Annotated in this window: 22 protein-coding genes; 6 read left to right on the forward strand and 16 right to left on the reverse strand. The window is 67.6% G+C overall.

What is annotated here, in order from left to right; genetic code table 11:
• Positions 1-104 precede the first annotated feature (104 nt).
• The 3 genes from OEJ37_RS29925 to OEJ37_RS29935 all read right to left on the reverse strand — a co-directional run bounded on the left by OEJ37_RS29925 (position 105) and on the right by OEJ37_RS29935 (position 3,125).
• Positions 105-887, reverse strand: a complete 783-nt coding sequence (locus OEJ37_RS29925) for an ABC transporter substrate-binding protein (protein WP_175917094.1) — start codon at positions 885-887, stop codon at positions 105-107.
• 226 nt (positions 888-1,113) lie between these two features.
• Complete coding sequence (locus tag OEJ37_RS29930) at positions 1,114-2,034, reverse strand: LysR substrate-binding domain-containing protein (RefSeq protein WP_172902964.1); 921 nt, start codon at positions 2,032-2,034, stop codon at positions 1,114-1,116.
• Positions 2,035-2,177: 143 nt separating this feature from the next.
• Positions 2,178-3,125, reverse strand: a complete 948-nt coding sequence (locus tag OEJ37_RS29935) for a GlxA family transcriptional regulator (protein ID WP_263348187.1) — start codon at positions 3,123-3,125, stop codon at positions 2,178-2,180.
• 107 nt (positions 3,126-3,232) lie between these two features.
• On the opposite strand from OEJ37_RS29935, the gene OEJ37_RS29940 reads away from it, so the two are divergent.
• Positions 3,233-3,541, forward strand: coding sequence for a DUF3817 domain-containing protein (locus OEJ37_RS29940; protein ID WP_111019019.1), 309 nt, complete (start codon positions 3,233-3,235; stop codon positions 3,539-3,541).
• Positions 3,538-3,939 (forward strand): CopD family protein, encoded by a 402-nt coding sequence (locus OEJ37_RS29945; protein WP_175749562.1) that lies wholly within the window; start codon positions 3,538-3,540, stop codon positions 3,937-3,939. Before OEJ37_RS29940 ends, OEJ37_RS29945 begins: the two co-directional genes overlap by 4 nt.
• 8 nt (positions 3,940-3,947) lie before the next feature.
• On the opposite strand, the gene OEJ37_RS29950 is transcribed toward OEJ37_RS29945, so the two are convergent.
• The 3 genes from OEJ37_RS29950 to OEJ37_RS29960 form a co-directional block, all read right to left on the reverse strand.
• Entirely contained in the window at positions 3,948-4,541 is a 594-nt protein-coding gene (locus OEJ37_RS29950) for a hypothetical protein (protein ID WP_263348277.1), read from the reverse strand.
• 213 nt (positions 4,542-4,754) lie between these two features.
• Complete coding sequence (locus OEJ37_RS29955) at positions 4,755-6,143, reverse strand: NCS2 family permease (RefSeq protein ID WP_105391069.1); 1,389 nt, start codon at positions 6,141-6,143, stop codon at positions 4,755-4,757.
• Between the two features lie 531 nt (positions 6,144-6,674).
• Positions 6,675-7,307 (reverse strand): TetR family transcriptional regulator, encoded by a 633-nt coding sequence (locus OEJ37_RS29960; protein WP_263348192.1) that lies wholly within the window; start codon positions 7,305-7,307, stop codon positions 6,675-6,677.
• A gap of 93 nt (positions 7,308-7,400) precedes the next feature.
• On the opposite strand from OEJ37_RS29960, the gene OEJ37_RS29965 reads away from it, so the two are divergent.
• Positions 7,401-8,066, forward strand: coding sequence for an O-methyltransferase (locus tag OEJ37_RS29965; protein ID WP_175917091.1), 666 nt, complete (start codon positions 7,401-7,403; stop codon positions 8,064-8,066).
• A gap of 140 nt (positions 8,067-8,206) precedes the next feature.
• Here OEJ37_RS29965 and OEJ37_RS29970 read toward each other — a convergent pair whose 3' ends face one another.
• The 7 genes from OEJ37_RS29970 to OEJ37_RS30000 all read right to left on the reverse strand — a co-directional run bounded on the left by OEJ37_RS29970 (position 8,207) and on the right by OEJ37_RS30000 (position 14,589).
• A complete protein-coding gene (locus tag OEJ37_RS29970; RefSeq protein ID WP_174419141.1) occupies positions 8,207-8,725 on the reverse strand; it encodes a DUF3455 domain-containing protein in 519 nt (172 codons plus the stop codon).
• Positions 8,726-8,896: 171 nt separating this feature from the next.
• Positions 8,897-9,901 carry an aldo/keto reductase gene (locus OEJ37_RS29975; RefSeq protein WP_263348195.1) on the reverse strand — a complete coding sequence of 335 codons (1,005 nt, stop codon included), beginning with the start codon at positions 9,899-9,901 and terminating at the stop codon, positions 8,897-8,899.
• Between the two features lie 20 nt (positions 9,902-9,921).
• On the reverse strand, positions 9,922-11,037 hold the full coding sequence (locus OEJ37_RS29980) for an alkene reductase (protein ID WP_175917088.1): 1,116 nt from the start codon (positions 11,035-11,037) through the stop codon (positions 9,922-9,924).
• 64 nt (positions 11,038-11,101) lie between these two features.
• The gene (dkgB, locus tag OEJ37_RS29985) at positions 11,102-11,908 is read right to left on the reverse strand and encodes a 2,5-didehydrogluconate reductase DkgB (RefSeq protein WP_263348197.1); all 807 of its coding nucleotides are present in this window, start codon (positions 11,906-11,908) and stop codon (positions 11,102-11,104) included.
• Between the two features lie 140 nt (positions 11,909-12,048).
• Positions 12,049-13,017 carry an LLM class oxidoreductase gene (locus OEJ37_RS29990; RefSeq protein ID WP_263348199.1) on the reverse strand — a complete coding sequence of 323 codons (969 nt, stop codon included), beginning with the start codon at positions 13,015-13,017 and terminating at the stop codon, positions 12,049-12,051.
• A 13-nt stretch (positions 13,018-13,030) separates the two neighbouring features.
• Positions 13,031-13,354: a MoaF-related domain-containing protein gene (locus OEJ37_RS29995; RefSeq protein WP_263348201.1), complete on the reverse strand. Its 324-nt coding sequence runs from the start codon at positions 13,352-13,354 to the stop codon at positions 13,031-13,033.
• 32 nt (positions 13,355-13,386) lie between these two features.
• A complete protein-coding gene (locus OEJ37_RS30000; RefSeq protein WP_175947992.1) occupies positions 13,387-14,589 on the reverse strand; it encodes an MFS transporter in 1,203 nt (400 codons plus the stop codon).
• A 101-nt stretch (positions 14,590-14,690) separates the two neighbouring features.
• Here OEJ37_RS30000 and OEJ37_RS30005 point away from each other — a divergent pair, with 101 nt between their 5' ends.
• Complete coding sequence (locus OEJ37_RS30005; protein ID WP_263348203.1) at positions 14,691-15,635, forward strand: LysR family transcriptional regulator; 945 nt, start codon at positions 14,691-14,693, stop codon at positions 15,633-15,635.
• 112 nt (positions 15,636-15,747) lie between these two features.
• Here OEJ37_RS30005 and zwf read toward each other — a convergent pair whose 3' ends face one another.
• Complete coding sequence (gene zwf, locus OEJ37_RS30010) at positions 15,748-17,223, reverse strand: glucose-6-phosphate dehydrogenase (protein WP_174419133.1); 1,476 nt, start codon at positions 17,221-17,223, stop codon at positions 15,748-15,750.
• Positions 17,224-17,425: 202 nt separating this feature from the next.
• On the opposite strand from zwf, the gene OEJ37_RS30015 reads away from it, so the two are divergent.
• Together OEJ37_RS30015 and OEJ37_RS30020 are read left to right on the forward strand one after the other, a co-directional pair.
• Complete coding sequence (locus tag OEJ37_RS30015; RefSeq protein ID WP_174419132.1) at positions 17,426-18,004, forward strand: TetR/AcrR family transcriptional regulator; 579 nt, start codon at positions 17,426-17,428, stop codon at positions 18,002-18,004.
• A gap of 188 nt (positions 18,005-18,192) precedes the next feature.
• Entirely contained in the window at positions 18,193-19,065 is an 873-nt protein-coding gene (locus OEJ37_RS30020; RefSeq protein ID WP_263348206.1) for an SDR family NAD(P)-dependent oxidoreductase, read from the forward strand.
• A gap of 107 nt (positions 19,066-19,172) precedes the next feature.
• Here OEJ37_RS30020 and OEJ37_RS30025 read toward each other — a convergent pair whose 3' ends face one another.
• Together OEJ37_RS30025 and OEJ37_RS30030 are read right to left on the reverse strand one after the other, a co-directional pair.
• The gene (locus tag OEJ37_RS30025) at positions 19,173-19,832 is read right to left on the reverse strand and encodes an NrsF family protein (RefSeq protein ID WP_151047660.1); all 660 of its coding nucleotides are present in this window, start codon (positions 19,830-19,832) and stop codon (positions 19,173-19,175) included.
• Complete coding sequence (locus tag OEJ37_RS30030; protein WP_263348212.1) at positions 19,829-20,479, reverse strand: sigma-70 family RNA polymerase sigma factor; 651 nt, start codon at positions 20,477-20,479, stop codon at positions 19,829-19,831. The genes OEJ37_RS30025 and OEJ37_RS30030 overlap by 4 nt, the downstream gene beginning before the upstream one ends.
• Positions 20,480-20,533: the final 54 nt, after the last annotated feature.

Raw genomic sequence — 20,533 nt, forward strand, 5'->3', positions numbered from 1 at the left:
AGCACGCTGTTTTTCCTTGAGAATCATGGGGTTGGCGCGGAAAAAAAACGGGCTCCTCGCGGAGCCCGTTTGCTTCGAAGCGAATTGCTCGCTTGCTTGCCGTATTACTTGCCGTAGACGTCGAAATCGAAGTACTTCTTCGCGATCTTGTCGTACGTGCCGTCCTTGCGCATGCCGGCGATCGCGCCGTCGATCTTCGCCTTCAGGTCGGTGTCTTCCTTGCGCAGGCCGATGCCGGCGCCGTTGCCGAGCGTCTTCGGATCGTCGATATCCTTGCCGGCGAAATCGAAGCCCGCGCCGCGCGGCGTCTTCAGGAAGCCGATCTCGGCCTGCACCGCGTCCTGCAGCGCGCCGTCCAGACGGCCCGCGATCAGGTCGGCATAGACCTGGTCCTGGTTCTGGTAGGGGACGACCTTCACGCCCTTCGCCGCCCAGTAGGTCTTTGCGTAGGTTTCCTGGATCGTGCCCTGTTCGACGCCGATCGACTTGCCCTTCAGCGATTCGGCCGTCGGCAGCAGGCCGGCGCCCTTCTTCGCGACGAGGCGCGTCGGTGTGTTGAACAGCTTCGCCGAGAAGCCGATCTGTTCCTCACGCGCCGGCGTCATCGACATCGACGACAGCACGCCGTCGAACTTGCGGGCCTTCAGCGCCGGGATCATCCCGTCGAAGTCGTTTTCGATCCACACGCACTTCGCGTTCATGCGGCGGCAGATTTCGTTGCCGAGATCGACGTCGAAGCCGACCACCTTGCCGTCGGGGCCTTTCGATTCGAAAGGCGGGTAGCTTGCGTCGACGCCGAACCGCACGGTCGTCCAGTCCTTCGCATACGCGCTGCCGGCCGATACGGCGAGCAGGGCAACGGTCACAGCCGCAAGAATCTTTTTCACTCGGTGACTCCTCGTTTTGTTCGATGGGTGCGCGGTTGTGCCGCGCCGTAAGCCTTCGGTCCGGCACGGCTTCGCGCCGGACTGTCCGTTTCGCCCGCCCGATGCGGGCGCGCGACGTGCGGAGATTATCAAGACAAAATACCGGCAGGGCGCCTAGGACAAGCCCCGATACCGGGCCCGGCGGCGGCGCGCAGCTGCGCGCGACCGTTTCAGACACAGGAACGATTCAGCCGAGCGTTTCGTTGACCGCGCGCTGCAGGCACGTGACGAATTGCGAAACGGCGGGCGTGGGCAGCATGTCGCGCCGCGCGATGATCGACAGGTCGAAGCGCGGCATGCTTTCGTCAAGTTCGGCCGTGCGGATGCCGAGCGGCGCGACCATCGCGGCGAGCGGGCGCGTGAAGCAGCCGATCACGTCCGAGCGCGCGACGAGCCCGAGCGTCACCGCGAACGACATCGGCGATCTCAGCAGGCGTTTCGGCAGCGGCAGCCCGCGCGCCTCGAACATCCCGACCATCACGCTGTGCGGAAACTGCTCGGCGCCGACGGTGACGATCCACTCGGCGTCGAGCAGTTCCTCTAATCGGCGCGCATGCGCGAGCGGGTGGCCTTCGCGCATCACGACGGTGAATTCGGTCGACAGCAGCGGCGATTGCGTGAAATCGCGGTCGAGCGCGGGCACGTGGTGCATCGCGGCGATGTCGAGCGTGCCGTTGCGCAACTGCGCGAGCGCGTCGGGCACCGTCACTTCCTCGAGATGCAGGCTGACGTTCGGCATCGACCGGCGGAACGCCGTCACCGCGTGCGGCAGCGCGGTCAGCGCGATCGACGGCATCGTGCCGACCGCGACGCGCCCCGACATCTCGCCTTTCACCTGCTCGACGGCCTCGACCGTACGGCGGATGTCGCCGAGCAACTGCTCGGCGCGCGGCAGCAGCGCATGGCCGCAGGCGGTCAGCTCGACGCCGCGCACGCTGCGCGCGAGCAGCTCCGCGTTGAGCGCCGTTTCGAGTTCGCGGATCGTGTGCGTGATCGCGGGCTGCGTGACGCCGAGTTCGCGTGCGGCGGCGCGCAGGCTCTTGTGATGCGCGGCGGAGACGAATGCCTGGAGCTGTGCGATGTTCAGGGGATTGCGGATGCGGGTCATCGGTCGGGTCCGGTTGGCGCGAAAGGGTGCCTTTGGCGGGCGAGGTGGCGGGGGCGGCGGCTTCCGGTAGCCATCCTGACGATTATGCGCGTGGGTTCACGTCGTCGGATCGAAGCATCGCGTGCCGATGCGCAGCACGAACGTCATGCGCCGGACCGCGCGCGGAACGCGTGGCGATACCGCTGCGGCGACGTGCCGACGATGCGCGCGAACCGCTCGCGAAACGCGGTCACCGAACCGAATCCGGCTTCCGTCGCCACATGTTCGATCGACAGCTCCGTGACTTCCAGCAACTGCTGCGCATGCCTGACGCGCGCGGTCTGCAGCCATTGCCGCGGCGACGTGCCCGTCTGCTCCTGAAAGCGCCGCGTCAGCGTGCGCACGCTCGTCGCCGCCTGGCGGGCCATCGCGTCGAGCGTGAGCGGCTTGCGCAGGTTGGCCAGCAGCCAGTCCATCAGGCTTTGCAGCCCGTCGGTGCCGGCCGGCCATTCCGGCGCGATGAACTGCGCCTGGCCGCCTTCGCGCACGCGCGGCGCCACCGCGTAGCGTGCGGCGTCGACGGCGACCGCCGCGCCGTAGTCGGCCTGGATCATGTGCAGGCACAGATCCAGGCCGGCCGCCGCGCCGGCCGACGTCAGGATCCGGCCGTTGTCGATGAACAGCACGTTCGGGTCGACCGTCACGTTCGGGTAGCGGCGCGCGAGTTCGCCGGCCGCCAGCCAGTGCGTTGTCGCGCGCAGGCCGTCGAGCAGCCCGGCTTCCGCGAGCACGAACGCGCCGCTGCAGATCGACGCGATCCGGCAACCGCGCGCGGCCGCCGCGCGCAGTGCCGCGATCACGCGGCGCGACGTCGGCGCGAGCGGCACGGACGTGCCGGGGACGACGATCGTGTCGGTGTCGGCGAGCGCATCGAGACGAAACGCGGGCCGCAGTTCGAACAGGTCGCCGGCAACGCGCGCATGCTCGCTGCACACGCGCACGCGGTACGCATGCTCGACGCCGGGCGAACGCACGCGCGCGAACGTGTCGCATGCGACGCCCAGATCGAACGGGACGACATCGGGCAAAGCGAGGACGGTGACCGTATGCATGGCGTTCCAGGCCGTGGCCAGAATCCGTTTAAAGATGGCATTCTAGCCAATGGATCGGGCCCGTACCACACGCCATAATTGCGGCTGACCAACCTGGAGGCCCATCGATGAAACAAGACGATCGTAATGCGTTGCGCAACCTGCAGTACCTGTCGCTGCTGGAGGCGACCACGCTCGTCGTGCTGGTGTGCATCGCCGTGCCGCTGAAGCACCTGGCCGGTTATCCGGTCGCGGTATCGATCATGGGCCCGATTCACGGCATCGCTTTCGCGATGTACGTGTGGGCGGTCGTCGGCACCGCGTCGAGCGGGCTGTGGAGCAAGGGCGACGTCGCGCGGCTCGTGCTGTCGGCCGTCGTGCCGTTCGCGGGGCTGGCGAGCGCCGGATGGATCGCGCGCAGGAGGCACGCGCAATGATCTACCTGCTGCTCAAGGCCGCGCATGTCGTCGCCGTCGTCACGTTCGTCGGCGGGCTGCTGATGTTGTCCGTCGGCGTTCGTATCGCCAACCTCGCCGTGCATCGCGCGGTGCGGCGCTGGGATCGTTCGGTGACGGCGCCCGCGCTCGCGCTCGTCTGGATCACGGGGATTGCGATCGCGTTGAGCGGGCACTGGTTCGGCGCTGCGTGGCTGTCGGTGAAGCTCGCGGTCGTCGTCGCGCTGTCGGCGCTGCACGGGATGCTGGCCGGCACGCTGCGGCGCATGGAACGCGACGATCTCGTCGTCGTGCCCGCGCAATGGCTCGGTCAGGCAGCGGGCGCTGTCGTGGTCGCGACGGGGATCGTCGTCGGGCTGGTCGTGATCAAGCCGTTTTGATGCGTTGCCTACGCCAGCGCCGTTTCGACGGCCGCCAGCAAGCGGCGACGGATCCAGCCGCTCCCCGGCCGGATCGCTAGCCAGTACGGCGTGAATAGCCGCCGCGTTCGTGCGATCGGGCAGTGGATGAAGGTTTCGGTACGCAGGATGTGCGCACCCGAGGACAGCCCGACGACTTCGAACCGGAGCACCAGCTTCGCGTCGCGCGGGTCGTCGTGCCGGACGAAGGCCGTTGCATCGGCGATGGCGCGCACGTCGGGCGCGGGGCGCCAGAAGCGTCCGACGAGGCCGAGCGACAGCGACGTGTCGTCGCGGTGCAGCAGCGTGAACGTATGGAAGCCGAAGCGCGCGCGTTCATTTCGGGCCGGCCCGTTGCGAAGCGTGTCGACGACGGCCGCCGGGAATTCGCGCACCGTCATCAGTGCGTCGACGACCGGATCGGCGCGCATGTCGAGCGACGCGACCGCGTCGATGATACGGGCCGGCTCGGCATCGATCGGCTGCGATTCATGCACTTCGTGGAAGCCGAACGACGGGATGAACGGCGGCTTGCGCGCCGAGGTCCGGGTGCTCGATTCGGAGACGATGCCGAGCGCGTTCATGGCGGCTCCTGAAGGCAAAATGTGATCGTAGCACCGGCCGCGAGTTTGCGTCGCGCCGCTTCGGCGATGCGCGTCGCACCGAGCTGCATCGACAAAAAAGGCCTGGAAACTCGCGTTCCCAGGCCTGGAGACCATCAACGATGATGGTGGAGGAGACGTTGTCGCCCCGATGCGCGCCGTCCTTCTGCCGGCGACGTCGCGCATGATCCGCGGTCAGATTGCCCAGCCGCCGAGATAGAACGTGACGAGCACGGCCGCGATCAGCACGGTGCCGACGTTGAGCTTGCGGAATTCGCCGCTCGCGATGCGGCCGATCACGAGCGTCGAGAAGCCGAGCATGATGCCCGTCACGATGTTCGCGGTCAGCACGATGAACACGGCGCACACGAGGCCCGACATCGCGTCGACCATATCGTCCATGTGCAGCTTGCTCACGCTGCCGAGCATCAGCAGGCCGACGTACATCAGCGCGGGTGCCGTGGCGTACGACGGCACGAGGCCCGCGAGCGGCGAGAAGAACATCACGACGAGGAACAGCAGGCCGACCACGGCCGCCGCGAGGCCCGTCTTCGCGCCCGCGGCCACGCCGACGCTCGACTCGATGTAGGCCGCCGCCGGTGCACCGCCGAGGAAGCCGGAGAAGATCGAGCTGAGCGAATCGGCGGTCAGCGCGCGGCCGCCGTTGATGATGCGGCCGTTCTCGTCGAGCTGGCCGGCCTGCCCGGCGACCGCGCGGATCGTGCCGGTCGCGTCGAACACGGCAGTCATCACCAGCGCGAGCACGCTCGGCAGCACGGCCATCGACAACGCGCCCTTGATGTCCATCGCGCCGATCAGCGACGCATGGCCCGGTGCGCTCAGCGACGGCAGCGCGAAGATGCCGTGGTACTTCACGGCCGGGTCGAACACGAGGCCGAACACCGAGATCGCGATCACGACGAGCAGGATGCCGCCCGGCACGCGACGCTTTTCGAGGCCGAAGATCGCGGCGAGGCCGACGACCGACATGATGACCGGGAACGCGGTGATCTGGCCGAGCGAGACCGGCAGGCCGGCGCCCGGGTTCTTGATCACGAGGCCGACGTCGTTCGACGCGATCAGCAGCAGGAACAGGCCGATGCCGATGCCGGTGCCGTGCGCGACGCCCGCGGGCAGGTTGCGCAGGATCCACGAACGCACGCCGGTGACCGAGATGCCCGTGAACACGAGGCCCATCAGGAATACGGCGCCGAGCGCGACCGTCGGATGCAGCCCCTTGCCGAGCACGAGGCCGAACGCGGTGAACGCGGTCAGCGAGATCGCGCAGCCGATCGCGATCGGCAGCTTCGCCCACAGGCCCATCAGCAGCGAGCCGAACGCGGTGGTGAGGCAGACCGCGACGAACACGGCGCTCGTGTCGAAGCCGGCCTTGCCGAACATGCCGGGCACGACGAACACGGAATAGACCATCGCGAGGAACGTGGTCACGCCGGCAATGATTTCGCGGCGCTGCGTGCTGCCGCGCGACGAAATGCCGAAGTACCGGTCGATGACTCCCGTGGTGCCAAAGTCAGTTTCTTCCGCGCCGACGCCGACCGTCGGCTGCACCGGGGTATCACTCATGAGCTTGCTCCTTTATCAGCATGCTGAAACGGCCCGTAGCGAGCCGTCGTCAGGGTGTCTCGAATCTGGTTGGAATTGTCGGCAACGTCGTGGGGACGAATGACGCGTGATCCGTGCCGTTACGCGCGAATCGAAACGATCGAGAGTGTGTCGCGTCGTACGATGCGTGGTGTGGTCGACCCCGTCACGTGTGCTTTGCCGTAGCGAAGGTTAGGCGAACCGCCCATCACGTCCCATTGGGGGAAAAGCATGCAGCGCATGTCGCAGCGCTTATATCGGCGTGAAACGGGGCTTCGTCGTGCCGGAACGCGTGTATACGCCTAGTTCGAATCCGTTAACGCGACTATTTGAGTGCGGGGTCGGCGGGCAGGGCAGAAGCGGGTGGTGCATCGAATATTACGAAAGTCTTTCGTCGTGACCGGGAGGGCTGGCGGAAGCGGCTGCGCACGTGGCGGTTCGCGCGCTGCGCGCAACCTGCATCGGGACGATAACGCGCGTCGCGCGTGTGCGGATCTTGCTCCCGTCCAGGCATCAGTCGTGCGCGAGACGCTCGAGGTACGCGCAAAACATGTCGCCCATGGCCGCCGAATACGCGTCGATTTCCGCGGGCGTGCGCTCGCTTTCCGAAAACGCCTTGCCGGCCGTGGCGAGCGTGGTGGTGATCAGGTCGCACGCGAGCGCACGTGCGGCATCCGGCGCATCGGGCAGCGCCTCCCGCATGAACGCCTGGAAGATGCGGTTGCCGGCCGCCTTCGCTTCCTGAGCCTCGGGCGCGTCGCGATAGAGCGGCGCGGCGTCGTCGAGCGCGATGCGCATGCGCGCCTCGTCGCATTCCGAGCGGATGAACGCGTGGACGGCCGTGCGCAGCCGCTCGAGTGGCGTTTGACGCGCGTCCTCCAGCATTGCGCGCAGCATCTCGGACGTCTGCCGCCATTCGTCGTGCTGCAGCCTGAACAGCACGGCCGCCTTGTTCGGGAAGTACTGGTACAGCGAGCCGACGCTGACGCCGGCGCGCTCGGCGACCCGCGCCATCGTGAAGCGCTGCGCGCCTTCGCTCGCCAAAACCTGAACAGCGGCCTGGAGGACGTCTTCGACGAGACGCGTCGAGCGGGCCTGCTGGGGCTGTTTGCGCGTGGCGATCCGGGCGTTCCGGCGGTTGGTCATGAGCGTTCTGCCAATGCGAATAGTAAAACCTGAATAGTTCGTCATATTCTAATCGGGTGCAACGACGCACTCAACCCGATACCGGAGATTCGCATGACCACCCTGATTCTCGACCCGCTTGCTGCGCTGCTGGACCGCTTGTTCGACGAGGCCGACGCGTCGTCACCCGCGACGAGCCCGGACTTTGCCGACCTGTCGCACGACGAGCATGCGCGGCTGATGCGCAGCAAGACCGACTACGTCGATTTCTATGCGCGCCTGAAGGACTATCCGCTTGCCGTATCGCGCGACACGGGCACGCTGCTGTACATGCTCGCGCGCAGCAGCGGCGCGCGGGCGATCGTCGAATTCGGCACGTCGTTCGGCATTTCGACGCTGCATCTCGCGGCCGCGCTGCGCGACAACGGCGGCGGCCGGTTGATCACGAGCGAGTTCGAGCCGTCGAAGGTCGTACGCGCGCGGGCGAACCTGACGGCCGCCGGGCTCGCCGATCTCGTGGAGATTCGCGAAGGCGATGCGCTGCGCACGCTGGCGGCCGATCTTCCGGATACGGTCGACCTGCTGCTGCTCGACGGCGCGAAGGCGCTGTATCCCGAGATACTCGCGCTGGTCGAACCGCGGCTTGGGGCGCGTGCGTTCGTCGTTGCCGACAACGCGGAATACAGCCCTGACTATCTCGCCTACGTGCGCGCGCCGGAAAACGGCTATCTGTCGGTGCCGTTCGGCGGCGATGTCGAGCTGTCGATGCGGATACGCTGACGCGCGCGCATCATTTCGTAGCCGGAACGACGACGATGAAGATGCCGCGTATCCGATCCATAAATGCAGGATAACTGATCAAATGGATGGGCGGCGAGCAATCTGAAGGCGGCGTCCGCGCTTGGGGACGCCGCCGTGCGTTACTTCAGGAACACGTATCGCGCGAAATACGGAAAGCGGCCGATCGCATGCTCGGTCGCACACGTCGCGGCCGGCGGCGTACCGCCCGCGGTATCGAGCCGTTGCACGAAGCGCACGCCGGCCAGCGTGCCGGTTGCGGCCGGCGTCGCGGCGAGCAGCAGTTGCGGAATGCTGTTCGGGCGTGCGCTCGGCGCTTCCGCGAGTTTCTTGCCGGTAATGCGGCTGCCGTCGAGCGCTTCCCACGACGGCCCGGCGCCGTGCCGGACGACGAGCGTGCCGCCAGCGTCGAACAGCGTCGCCTCCGGGCGCTGGAACGCCCACGCGAGCCGGTGTTCATTGTCGTATTCGCATGCGTAGATCTGCACGCCGGTCGCGGTCGTCGACAGCACGGGCGTCGCAGGCTCGGGCGGCGCGAGTCCGGCCGCATCGTCGGCGTAAGCCGGCAACGTGAAAGCCGAGAAGGAAAGGCCGGCCGCGAGGGCCAGCAGCATGTCGCGTTTCGGGGAACGGCTTGGCATGGCGGGGCGTCCTTTCAGGTCGGGTGACGGTCGTGCGGAGTCGATCCCGTAAACGCTAGACGCCGAATGCGCATGCTGCAATTCGGAAATGACAATCGCGGCGATAGTCGCCGCGATTGTGACGGAATGGCTGTGCGCGGCCGCCCGTCGCGGCGGTCGCGCGGAAGCGGCTCAGGCCGCGCCGGCCGGCGTCGGCGCGTGCTCGGCGATCAGGCGCTCGGCCTTCAGCGCGTCCCACAGTTCGGACGGAATCGGCGCCGCGGCGAGCCGCAGGTTCTCGTCGATGCGATCGGGCCGGCTCGCGCCGGGGATCACGGCGGCGACGGCCGGGTGCGCGAGCGAGAACTGCAGCGCCACCGCACGAACATCGACGCCGAAGCGTTCGCTGATCTGCCGGATGCGCGCGACGCGATCGAGCATGTCCTGCGTCGCCGGCTGATACTCGAAGTGGGTGCCGCCGGCGAGCACGCCGGAGTTGTACGGACCACCGACGATGATGCCGAGCCCGCGTGCGAGGCTTTCCGGCATCAGCCGTTCGAGCGCGCCCGCATGGTCGAGCAGCGTGTAGCGGCCGGCCAGCAGGAAGCCGTCGGGATCCGAGCGTTCGAGTGCGAGCTCGCACGGCTCGACGCGGTTCACGCCGAGGCCCCAGCCCTTGATGACCTTCTCGTCGCGCAGCCGCGTGAGCGCTTTCGCCGCACCCGACATCGCGACGTCGAATACGTCGAGCCAGCGCTCGCCGTGGAAGTCGATGGCCGGATCGTGGATCCACACGGTGTCGAGCCGGTCGGTGCGCAGCCGCTCGAGGCTCGCTTCGATCGAGCGGAGCGTGCCGTCCTCGGTGTAGTCGTAGACGATCTTGTTCGGCAGGCCATGGCGGAACAGGCCGCCCTTTTCGCCGAGATCGCGCTGCGACGCGTCCTCGTGTTCGTCGAGGACCAGCCGGCCGACCTTGGTGCCTAGCGAATATTCGTCGCGCGGACGGCCGGCGAGCGCTTCGCCGAGACGCAGCTCGGCGAGGCCGGCGCCGTACAGCGGCGCCGCGTCGAAGTAGCGGATACCGCTTTCCCAGGCCGCGTCGACCGTGGCCAGTGCTTCTTCGTTCGGGATATCGCGATACATGTTGCCCAGCGGCGCCGTGCCGAAACCCAGGCGGGAAGGGAGCATGATTCTCATGTCGGATTCCTGAGGATCGTTCACGCGGCGGCTTGCGCGAGCGTCGGATAGTCGGTCAGGCCCGGTGCGCCGCCGCCGAACAGCGTGTTGCGGTCGTGCGGCGTGAGCGCGGCGCCGGTTCGCAGGCGCTCGGGCAGGTCGGGGTTCGCGACGAACGGGCGGCCGAATGCGACGAGGTCGGCCCAGCCGGCGGCGATCGCTTCGCGCGCACGCTCGGCGGTGTATGCACCGGCGTAGATCAGCACGCCCGGGTACGCGGCACGCAGTTGCCGCTTGAATTCGACCGGCATCAGCGGTGCGTCGTCCCAGTCGGCTTCCGCGATGTGCAGGTAACCGACGCCGAGTTCGCCGAGCAGCTTCGCGGCGGCGAGGTAGGTCGTTTCCGGATCGTCGTCGACGCAGCCGTTCAGCGTGGTCAGCGGCGCGAGGCGGATGCCGACGCGCGATGCGTCGCCGGTGCCTTCGATCAGCGCCTGCACGACTTCGCGCAGGAAGCGCAGCCGGTTTTCCAGCGAGCCGCCGTACGCGTCGGTGCGCGTGTTCGCGTTCGAGTCGATGAACTGGTTCACGAGATAGCCGTTCGCGCCGTGCAGCTCGACGCCGTCGAAGCCGGCTTCGATCGCGTGGCGTGCGGCGGCGCGGTACTGGCCGACGATCTCGCGGATCTCGTCGATCGTCAGCGCGCGCGGCTCGGACGCCTGCACGAAACCCGGCGTGCTGCCGTCTTCACCGGCGATGAACACGTTCACGCCCTTCGCCTGGATCGGCGACGACGACACGGGTTGCCGGCCGCCGAGCAGGCTCGTGTGGCTCAGCCGGCCGACGTGCCACAGCTGCGCGAAGATGCGGCCGTGCGCGGCATGCACGGCGTCCGTCACCTTGCGCCAGCCGGCGACCTGCGACGGCGTGTGAATGCCGGGTGTCCACGCGTAGCCCTTGCCGAGCGGCGCGATATAGGTGCCTTCGCTGACGATCAGGCCCGCGCTCGCGCGCTGCGCGTAATACGCGGCCATCAGTTCGTTGGCTTCGTCGCCGGGCTGGCTCGCGCGCGAACGCGTCATCGGCGGCATCACGATGCGGTTCGGCAGCGTCAGCGCGCCGAGTCGCAGCGGTTGGAAAAGCGGGTCCTGGGTCATGGTGAATTCCTGTCGGTGCCGCGGCCGGCTGGCCGCGGACGGGTCGATTGAGGGTGCGGCGCGCTTAGTCCCACTTCGGCGCGAGGCCGGCCGGGTCGACTTCGCGGCCGTTGCGTTCGAGCGCGGTGATCTGCGCCATGTCGTCAGCGGTCAGGCGCAGCGTCTGCGCGAGCAGGTTGCTCGCGAGGTTCTCGCGCTTCGTCGACGACGGAATGACCGAGTAGCCGAGTTGCAGCGCCCACGCGAGAGCGACCTGTGCGGGCGTCGCGTCGTGACGTTGCGCGATCGCGCCGATCACCGGGTCGCCGAGCACCTTGCCGTACGCGAGCGTCATGTACGACGTCACGTGGATGCCTTCGCGGTTCAGGAAATCGACGAGCTTGCGGTTCTGCAGGTACGGGCTCAGTTCGATCTGGTTCGTCGCGATCGCTTCCTTGCCGACGGCCGCGATCGCTTCCTTCGTCAGTTCGATGTTGAAGTTCGAGATGCCGATCCGGCGCGTGAGGCCCTTTTCCTTCGCATCGGCCAGCGCGGTCATGAACGTGTCGAGCGCGACGCCGTTGTCCGGGGCCGGCCAGTGGATCAGCGTCAGGTCGACATGGTCGGTGCGCAGCTTGCGCAGGCTTTCTTCGAGGCTCGGCACGAGCTTTTCCGGCGCGTAGTTGTCGACCCAGATCTTGGTGGTCAGGAACAGGTCCTCGCGGCGCACGCCCGATGCGGCGATCGCTGCGCCGACCTCGGCTTCGTTGCCATAGATCTGTGCGGTGTCGATCGCGCGGTAGCCGACCTCGAGGCCGTTGCGGACCGAGTCGATCACGACCTGGCCTTGCAGGCGGAAAGTGCCGAGGCCGAATGCGGGAATCTTGCTCATCGTGTGCTCCTGGGAGGGGGGAACGGTTGCGGTATGCGAGTCATTCTGGCGTTTGAAACTGATGAGATAAACGCCTTTAGAGGTCAAAAATATTTGATTTGAATTCAAGTATCGGCCGTGAATCGGGCCCGCTGCGGGCCTTATGCGACGCGTGTTTGCGCGCTCGCGCTCGTGTTCGCATGCGCATTCGCATGGAACGCCGGCAGCACGTCCGCTGCGATCTCGGCCATCGTCTCGTCGAGCGGACGACGGTTGCGGCGGAAATGCAGGCCGATGTGCCGCACGCCGGCGTCGCGCATCGCAGCGAGTTTTTCGGTCAGCGCGATGCGTCCCGCGCGGGCGCCGAAGCGGTGCCGCTGCAGCGGTTCGTGCGGGTCTTCCGCGAGGTCGAGGTGGATGAAGCTCACGTACGGCTTGTCGCCCGCCACGGCGCGCCAGTTCGCGGCGCGCTGCGCGTGGTCGGCCGGCGTGCCCGGATACGCGAGACAGCCGTCCATGTGCTCGCCGATCCATGCGGGCGTCTGCTGCGCGAGGCCCGCGACGAGCAGCGGCACCGGCGAACGGGCGGCGGGCAGCACCTCCAGGCCGGGCGGCAGGTGCCCGCGCGCGCCGTCGCGTAACAGTGCGATCTGGTCGCGGAAATTCGCGCCGCGCGATGCGAAGTCGCGGCCGAACAGCGGATATTCGACGGGACGGTCGCCGCTCGCGACGCCGAGCAGCAGGCGACCGCCGCTCAGTTCCTGGATCGTCGCGGCCGATTTCAGCGTCAGCAGCGGTTCGCGCAGCGGCAGCACGACGGCCGCCGTGCCGAGCAGGATGTCGCGCGTGATGCCGGCGAGGTAGCCAAGATACGAGAACGTTTCGAACACCTGCGCGGCGTCGCCGAACGACGGGTCGTACACCGGCACGTCGCGCACCCAGAGCGCGCGGAAGCCGAGCGTGTCGGCCAGTTGCGCGAGCTCCGCGTGGATGGCGAGGTCCGGCACGCCGGGGCGGCGGCCGTCGTGCTGGCGCTTCGCGTCGCCGGCCGGCGACCAGTCGTTGTCGAGCGGCAGTTCGATGCCGATGCTGAAGCCGCCGTCGGCGAGTTTGTCGAGTGAAGTGGACATGGTCTAGCTCCGTTCAGACCGCGCGCAGGCTGCCTTCGAGGCGGTGGAAATCGAGCGACGACGCGGTGAAGAACGAGCGCGACGTGCCGGCGGCGAAATCGTCGATGTGCACGACCGTCGCGCGGTCGGCTTCCTGCCACGAGATCGCGTAGGTCTCGCCGGCGACGTGCTGCCACGTGCAGGCGACTTCGCCCTTCGCGCCGGCGTATGCGCCTTCGGTGATCTCGTAGCGCATGCGGCGGCCGTCCTCGTCATACGTGTTGAGCGCGGCGAGGCCGTCGTAACGGACTTCGAAGGTCTTGCCGGCGAACGGCGGACGCTGGGTCGATGCGTTCATGCTGATCAGCTCCTGCAAAAAGGGTGTGACGTTCAATGGGCGAGTTCGACGGGTTCTGCCGTGCGTTCCGGCAGCCCGTGGTGGCGGTCGAGACGGCCGCTCAGCGCGGTGAGCGCAAAGGCGCCGAGCGTGACGACGGCGGCGATCCACGGCGTGTGGCCGAGGCCGACGTTCGCGACGATCAGGCCGCCGAGCGACGAGCCGCCGGCGACGCCGAGATTGAACGCGGCGATGTTGAAGCCCGATGCGACGTCGGTGGCGTCCGGCGCGAAGTGGCGCGCCTGCTTGACGACGTACACCTGCAACCCCGGCACGTTGCCGAACGCGACCGCACCCCACGCGAGCATCGTCAGCACCGCGAGCCATTTGACGTGGATCGTGAAGGTCAGCGCGAGCAGCACGATCGCGAGCAGCAGGAAGATCCGCTTGAGCGCCTTCACGGGGCCGACGGCGTCCGCGAGCTTGCCGCCCCACACGTTGCCGACCGCGACCGACAGGCCGTAGCCGACGAGCACGAGGCTGACCTGCGACGGCGTGAAGCCGGCGATCTGTTCGAGCAGCGGCGCCATGTACGTGAACGCGATCAGCGAGCCGCCGTAGCCGACGGCCGTCATCGCAAAGACGAGCAGCAGGCGCGGCTCTCCGAGCACGCGCAGCTGGCGGGCGAGCGGCGCCGGCGGCGTTTGCGGCAGGGCGCGCGGCACGAACGCAACCGCGCCAAGGAACGCGACGAGGCCGAACAGCGCGACGATCAGGAACGTCGCGCGCCAGCCGAAGTGCTGGCCGATGAAGGTGCCGAGCGGAATGCCGGCGACGAACGCGACGGTCATCCCGCTGAACATCGTCGCGATCGCGCTGGCCGCCTTGTCCTTCGGCACGAGCGTGGTCGCGATGATCGAGCCGACCGAGAAGAACACGCCATGCGCGAGGCCGGTGAGGATGCGCGCGACGATCAGCGATTCGTAGCCGGGCGCCTGCCATGCGACGAGGTTGCCGACGGTGAACAGCGCCATCAGCGCGGCGAGCAGCGTCTTGCGCGGCACGCGGCCGGTGAGCGCGGTCAGGAGCGGCGCGCCGATGGCGACGCTCAGCGCGTACAGGCTGACGAGCAGGCCGGCCGACGGCAGGCTGACGCCGAGGTCGGCGCCGATCGTCGGGATCAGCCCGACGATCACGAATTCGGTGGTGCCGATGGCAAACGCGCTGATGGTCAGCGCTAGCAGGGCGAGTGGCATGATGGGATCCTGGTTCCAGTAAGGATGGATCGCAGTGTGCCGCCTTTACTTTTGCTGAAAAACTGGTCTATAAACCAAATTGTTTTGATTTCAGATCAATAATGAAAGTCACGCTCGACGAACTCCAGGCCTTTGCCGCCGTGGTCGACACCGGTTCGATCACCGCCGCCGCGCAGCAGCTCGACCTCACGGTATCGGCGGCGAGCCGCACGCTCGCGCGACTCGAGGAGAAGCTGAAGACCACGCTGCTGCGCCGGACCACGCGCCGGCTCGAACTGACCGAGGAAGGGCGCGCATTCCTGCAGGACGCGCGCGCGATCATCGAATCGGTCGAGAACGCGGAGGAGCAGATGCTCGCGCGCCGCGAGATGCCGTCGGGGCGCCTGCGCGTCGACGCCGCGACGCCGTTCATGCTGCACGTGATCGTGCCGCTCGTGCGCGGCTATCGCGAACGCTTCCCGAAAGTCGAGCTGGAGCTGAACAGCAACGAAGGAATCATCGACCTGCTGGAGCGGCGCACCGACGTCGCGATCCGGATCGGCCGGTTAAAGGATTCGACGCTGCACAGCCGGCGCATCGGCAACAGCCGGCTGCGCATCCTCGCGAGCCCCGCGTATGTCGAAGCGCACGGCCAGCCGCGCAAGGTCGAGGATCTCGACAAGCACACGCTGCTCGGCTTCACGCAGCCCGAATCGCTGAACGTGTGGCCGATCCTCGGCACCGACGGCGAGCCGTGCCGGATCGAGCCGGGCATCTGGTCGTCGAGCGGCGAAACGCTGCGGCAGCTCGCGCTGGACGGCACGGGCATGGTCTGCCTGTCGGATTTCATGACCGCGCAGGATCGCGAAGCGGGGCGGCTCGTGCAGGTGCTCGCGCGCCAGACGCTCGACGTCGAGCAGCCGATCCATGCGGTGTACTACCGCAATACCGCGATTTCGGCGCGGATCGCGTCGTTCGTCGACTACATGATCGAGGTGCTGGGTGGCGGCAGTAGCGGCAGCGATGCGCCGGCGCGCCGCAAGGCCGTGTGGCTGGAGTCGCGCTAGCGGCGGCGGGCGGCTTGCGGGGGAAGGCGGGGGAAGGCGGGGCGGGCACACGCCCCGATCGGTCCGGCGTGCCGCGTGGCGGCACGCCGTCGTGCTGCGCGTCGTGTTGCGGTTACGCCTCTTCGGACCAGGACATGCCGTCGCGCGCGAGCAGCGCTGACGAGGCCGCGGGCCCGAACGTGCCGGACGTGTACAGGCGCGGCCGGTCGCCGAGCTGCTTCCAGCCGTCGAGGATCGGTTCGACCCACGACCATGCGGCTTCGAGCTCGTCGCGGCGCATGAAGTGCGTGAGGCGGCCGCGGATCACGTCGATCAGCAGCCGTTCGTACGCTTCCGCGCGCCGTTCCGGAATCGCCTGCTGCAGGTCGAGGTTCAGGCTCACGGGCACCATGTTCATCCCGCTGCCCGGTTCCTTCGCGAGCATCTGCAACTGGATCGATTCTTCCGGCTGGAGCTGGATCACGAGGCGGTTGCCGTAGTGGCGCGGGCCGGTCGGGATGATCGAGAACGGCATGTCCGCGAACTCGATCACGATTTCCGACTGGCGGCGCTGCAGCCGCTTGCCCGTGCGCAGGAAGAACGGCACGTTCGCCCAGCGCCAGTTGTTGAGGTGCGCGCGCAGCGCGACGAAGGTTTCCGCGCGGCTGTCCGCCGGCACGTTGTCTTCCTCGAGATAACCCTTGACCGGCTGGCCGTCGACCGCGCCGGCCGTGTACTGGCCGCGCACCGTGTCGCGCGCGACGTCCGACAGCGCCATCGGCCGCAACGACCGAAGCACCTTCAGCTTCTCGTCGCGCACCGCGTCCGGGTCGAGCGACACGGGCGGCTCCATCGCGACGATGCACAGCAGCTGCAGCAGGTGGTTCTGCACCATGTCGCGCAGCGCGCCGGTATGGTCGTAGAAGCCCGCGCGGCTGCCGACACCGACCGTTTCCGCGACGGTGATCTGCACGCTGCGGATGTTCGGTGCCTGCCACAGCGGCCCGAAGATCGGATTGCCGAAGCGCAGCACCATCAGGTTCTGCACGGTTTCCTTGCCGAGATAATGGTCGATCCGATAGATCTGCGATTCCTCGAAGTGCTTGCCGACCGCATCGTTGATCGCCTTCGCGGATGCAAGATCGTGGCCCAGCGGCTTTTCGAGGACGACGCGCGAGCGCGCGTCGACGAGGTGCGCGGCCGACAGGTTGTCGCAGATCGTCGTGAACAGCTCCGGCGACGTCGACAGGTAGAACACGCGGATCGCATCGCCGCGCGCCGCTTCGGCGAGCCGCAGGTAGTCGTCCGGCGCGTTCACGTCGATCAGCACGTACTTGAACAGGTCGAGGAAACGGCTCCATGCATCGGCGTTGAACGCCTTCTCGTCGATGAACGGGCGCGACTGCTCGTCCATGAACTTGCGATAGCCGTCGATGCCCCAGTCGCGGCGGCCGACGGCGATGATGCGCGTCTCGGGCGGAAGGTTGCAGTGCAGGTGCGCCATGTACAGCGCGGGCAACAGCTTGCGGGCGGCCAGGTCGCCGCCGCCGCCGAAGATGATCATGTCGACGGGCCGGTCGGCCGCGGTCTGGGTAGGCTGATTCGTCATGAGTGGTTCGCGGTTTGAAACGGGGAACGTGAAACGAACGTCGAAGGCATCGGGCGCCGATGTGTCGGCACCGGTACGGCAAAACGATAATAGTGCACGGTTTTGATGGATTGCGTGTGCGTTCCCCCAAGATGTAACAGGGCTTGCGTTCCGTCGGGCGGCCTGATTATGATTGAGCACTCACTCATTAAAGGAATCGAACGTGGCCCGACCGCGCAGTCCCGACAAGCACGAAGCCATCCTTGCCGCCGCTGCCCGCGCGCTCGCCGAGGACGGCGCGACCGCGACGACCGCGCGCATTGCGCGGCTCGCCGGCGTGGCGGAAGGCACGGTGTTCACGTACTTCGAGACCAAGGATGCGTTGCTGAACGCGCTGTACCTGAGCCTGAAGGCCGACATGCGTGAAGCGATGATGACCGGGTTTCCGGAGGGTGCGCCGGCCGAGCAGGCCGTGCGGCATGCGTGGAACGGCTATGTGTCGTGGGGCGTCGCGAATCCGGACGGGCGGCGCGCGCTGCAGCAGCTCGGCGTGAGCGGGCGTATCGACGACGCGCATCGCGCGGCCGGCGCCGAAGGCTTCGGCACGATCCGCTCGCTGCTGCGGGAGCAGATCGTCGCGTCGAGCGGGCTGAAACCCGACGAGGCGCATGCGTTCTGCGCGGCGCTGTTTACGTCGATCGCGGAAACGGCGATGGAGTCGGTCGCGCGAGATCCGGCGCGGGCCGATGCGTACCGGGAAGCCGGGTTTCGTGCGTTGTGGGCTGTGCTGCACGCGGTGTGAGCGTGAGACGAACGGTGTGACGGAAGGGGTGGCCGTCGCGACGGCACCGGCGGTGTGTGCGCCGTACGACGGAAGGCGGGACGGTTTCAGGCAGGGCGAAGCATCGCGCGAATCATCGATGCATCGCCGATATTAATGAGTGAGTAATCATTCATTTTCGTGGTTTCATCTTTTCGAGGAGTGGAAAAATGTCGAAGGTCTGGCTGGTAACAGGGGCCGCGCGCGGCCTGGGGCGAGCGATTTCGGAAGCTGTGCTGGCGGCGGGCGACCGGTTGGTGGCCGGCGCGCGCGATCCCGCGCGGCTGGCCGATCTGGCCGAGCGTCATGGCGACCGGCTGCTGCCGGTCGCGCTCGACGTCACCGACGAAGCGGCGGCCGCGCGGGCCGTCGCGGCGGCACGCGAAGCGTTCGGCCGCATCGACGTGCTGGTGAACAACGCGGGTTACGGCCATACGGCGCCGTTCGAGCAGATGGGCGCCGATGATTTCCGCGACCAGATCGAAACGAACCTGTTCGGCGTGATTAACCTGACGCGCGCGGTGTTGCCGACGATGCGCGCGCAGCGCGCCGGGCACATCTTCCAGGTGTCGTCGGTCGGCGGGCGCACGTCGACGGCCGGTTTGTCCGCGTACCAGGCGGCGAAGTGGGCGGTCGGCGGGTTCAGCGACGTGCTGTCGAAGGAAGTCGCGCCGTTCGGCGTGCGCGTGTGCACGCTGGAGCCGGGCGGGATGCGCACCGAATGGGCCGCGCAGGCGAAGCGCAGTGTCGATGACCTGCTGCCCGACTACCAGCCGTCGGTCGGGAAGATTCTCGAATTGCTCGGCGCGTATGGCGGCCACGAGGTCGGCGATCCGGTGCGGATCGCGAAGCTGATCGTCGAGCTGTCGCGTCGCGACGACGTGCCGATGCGCCTTCTGCTCGGCGGCGATGCGCTGTTCGTGTGCGAGCAGGCGGAAACGCAGCGCGCGGAAGAGGCCGCGCTGTGGCGCGACGCGACGCTGTCCACGCAGTTTCCGGATGCAAAGCTGCCGGAGGGGCTGGACGCGTTGAAGCGCGTGTAACGAGCGCGGCCATGCGCCGCTTGCGCGGCTGCTCCGTTGGGTCGGGCCGTGCGTAACGGCAGGCTCGACGCGAGCGGCCGGGCAATCGGCTGCCGGCCATCCGTCGATCACACCCCCGCCCCGACCCAACGGAGCAGCCGCGCACCGTACGACGCACTTGCGATCAGCAGGACAATTGTCAGTCCGACGTTCCACGCGAGAATCATCATCGTGGCGTCGAGCGGATGATAGAGCGATAGCGCGACCGCCGTCATCGCGGAGACGGCAACGCTTCCCGCCATGACCACAGGCACCGGCGCGAGACGTGCGGCATGGCGCAGCATGATCAGCAGCGTCAACGAAAGCGGCACGCCGGTGAGCACGAGCGTCGCAAAACAGCGGGCTGTTTCGCCCGGCGACAGGCCGTCGGGGCCGATTTCGACCCAATTCGTCAGGCAACCGTAGCCGATCGTCGAGATCCAGACGAACAGAGCCGGCGACGGCAACAGAAGCCATCGCAGCGAGCGCCCCGGCACGCTCGCGATGAACGCGCCGATGGCGGCCAGAATTCCTGTTGCCGCCGCCGCTGCGATGCCGGTGACGAACGCTCGCTCGTGCAGCTTCAACGACAGATCCGGCCGCAAGCCGTGCGCGACGGCAATGGCAAAGAGCAGCAGCGCCGCGAACGTCAGCCAGCCGGTTGCCCGCCACAGCGGCCGGCGCAGCGGGCGGACCGGCGTGCTGTCCGCTACCAGCGATTCGATCAGTTCGGAGGTCGGCCGTTTCATTCAGCTGTCCCGTTTCTCGCCAACAATTTACGTAATGTCTTGATCCCGCGATGGACCGCGACCTTCAGGGCGGCAACCGTCATGCCGCTCGCGACGGCCGCTTCCTTCAACGACATTTCCTCGAGTTTGAGCATCCGGATCGCGTCGCGCTGGCCCTGGGGTAACCGGGCAAGCGCGTCGCGCAACACCCGCGCATCGGCTGCCTCCTCCATAAGATTCGCTCCGTCGCCGGCCAAGGTTTCGTGGTCGAGGTCGAGCGACATCTCGCGTGATGCCGCACGGCCCTGGCGACGCAGCGCGTCAACGATGCGGCGACTCGCTATCGATACCAGCCACGGCCCGAATGGCCGCGCGGGCGCGTAGGTGTGGCGCACTTGATGAAGGGTGATCAGTATGTCCTGCACCACATCCTCGATGGCATCGGGGTGGACGCCGTGGCGTGCAGCAAGTCGCCTCAAGTACGGGGTGACGCTCTCGAGCAGCCGGCGGTAGGCGTCCCGGTCGCCGATCTGTGCGCACGCCATCAGCATCGACCAGTCAGGCGATCCGTCCTCCCGAATCGCCGCCCGTCCGCTACCTGCCTCGGGCCCGGCTGCCGGCCGGACCAGGCGGATACGCTTTGCACGATGGCTTTCGTCGTCGGTCATTTCCAAGGTATCCCGCTACAAGGTCCGGCGCAGAAAATTTTCCGGCGCGCTGCG

The sequence above is a fragment of the Burkholderia sp. BKH01 genome (assembly GCF_025685725.1).
In the GTDB taxonomy this organism is placed as follows: Bacteria; Pseudomonadota; Gammaproteobacteria; order Burkholderiales; family Burkholderiaceae; genus Burkholderia; species Burkholderia pyrrocinia_C.

Coding starts and splice junctions, on each gene's coding strand:
- OEJ37_RS30005 (WP_263348203.1), top strand. CDS start 14,691: ATGAAAGTCACGCTCGACGAACTCCAGGCCTTTGCCGCCGTGGTCGAC.
- OEJ37_RS29995 (WP_263348201.1), bottom strand. CDS start 13,354: ATGAACGCATCGACCCAGCGTCCGCCGTTCGCCGGCAAGACCTTCGAA.
- OEJ37_RS29950 (WP_263348277.1), bottom strand. CDS start 4,541: ATGAACGCGCTCGGCATCGTCTCCGAATCGAGCACCCGGACCTCGGCG.
- OEJ37_RS29990 (WP_263348199.1), bottom strand. CDS start 13,017: ATGTCCACTTCACTCGACAAACTCGCCGACGGCGGCTTCAGCATCGGC.
- OEJ37_RS30000 (WP_175947992.1), bottom strand. CDS start 14,589: ATGCCACTCGCCCTGCTAGCGCTGACCATCAGCGCGTTTGCCATCGGC.
- OEJ37_RS29975 (WP_263348195.1), bottom strand. CDS start 9,901: ATGAGAATCATGCTCCCTTCCCGCCTGGGTTTCGGCACGGCGCCGCTG.
- OEJ37_RS29965 (WP_175917091.1), top strand. CDS start 7,401: ATGACCACCCTGATTCTCGACCCGCTTGCTGCGCTGCTGGACCGCTTG.
- OEJ37_RS30020 (WP_263348206.1), top strand. CDS start 18,193: ATGTCGAAGGTCTGGCTGGTAACAGGGGCCGCGCGCGGCCTGGGGCGA.
- OEJ37_RS29945 (WP_175749562.1), top strand. CDS start 3,538: ATGATCTACCTGCTGCTCAAGGCCGCGCATGTCGTCGCCGTCGTCACG.
- OEJ37_RS29960 (WP_263348192.1), bottom strand. CDS start 7,307: ATGACCAACCGCCGGAACGCCCGGATCGCCACGCGCAAACAGCCCCAG.
- dkgB (WP_263348197.1), bottom strand. CDS start 11,908: ATGAGCAAGATTCCCGCATTCGGCCTCGGCACTTTCCGCCTGCAAGGC.
- zwf (WP_174419133.1), bottom strand. CDS start 17,223: ATGACGAATCAGCCTACCCAGACCGCGGCCGACCGGCCCGTCGACATG.
- OEJ37_RS29930 (WP_172902964.1), bottom strand. CDS start 2,034: ATGACCCGCATCCGCAATCCCCTGAACATCGCACAGCTCCAGGCATTC.
- OEJ37_RS29955 (WP_105391069.1), bottom strand. CDS start 6,143: ATGAGTGATACCCCGGTGCAGCCGACGGTCGGCGTCGGCGCGGAAGAA.
- OEJ37_RS30030 (WP_263348212.1), bottom strand. CDS start 20,479: ATGACCGACGACGAAAGCCATCGTGCAAAGCGTATCCGCCTGGTCCGG.
- OEJ37_RS29940 (WP_111019019.1), top strand. CDS start 3,233: ATGAAACAAGACGATCGTAATGCGTTGCGCAACCTGCAGTACCTGTCG.
- OEJ37_RS29935 (WP_263348187.1), bottom strand. CDS start 3,125: ATGCATACGGTCACCGTCCTCGCTTTGCCCGATGTCGTCCCGTTCGAT.
- OEJ37_RS30025 (WP_151047660.1), bottom strand. CDS start 19,832: ATGAAACGGCCGACCTCCGAACTGATCGAATCGCTGGTAGCGGACAGC.
- OEJ37_RS29970 (WP_174419141.1), bottom strand. CDS start 8,725: ATGCCAAGCCGTTCCCCGAAACGCGACATGCTGCTGGCCCTCGCGGCC.
- OEJ37_RS29980 (WP_175917088.1), bottom strand. CDS start 11,037: ATGACCCAGGACCCGCTTTTCCAACCGCTGCGACTCGGCGCGCTGACG.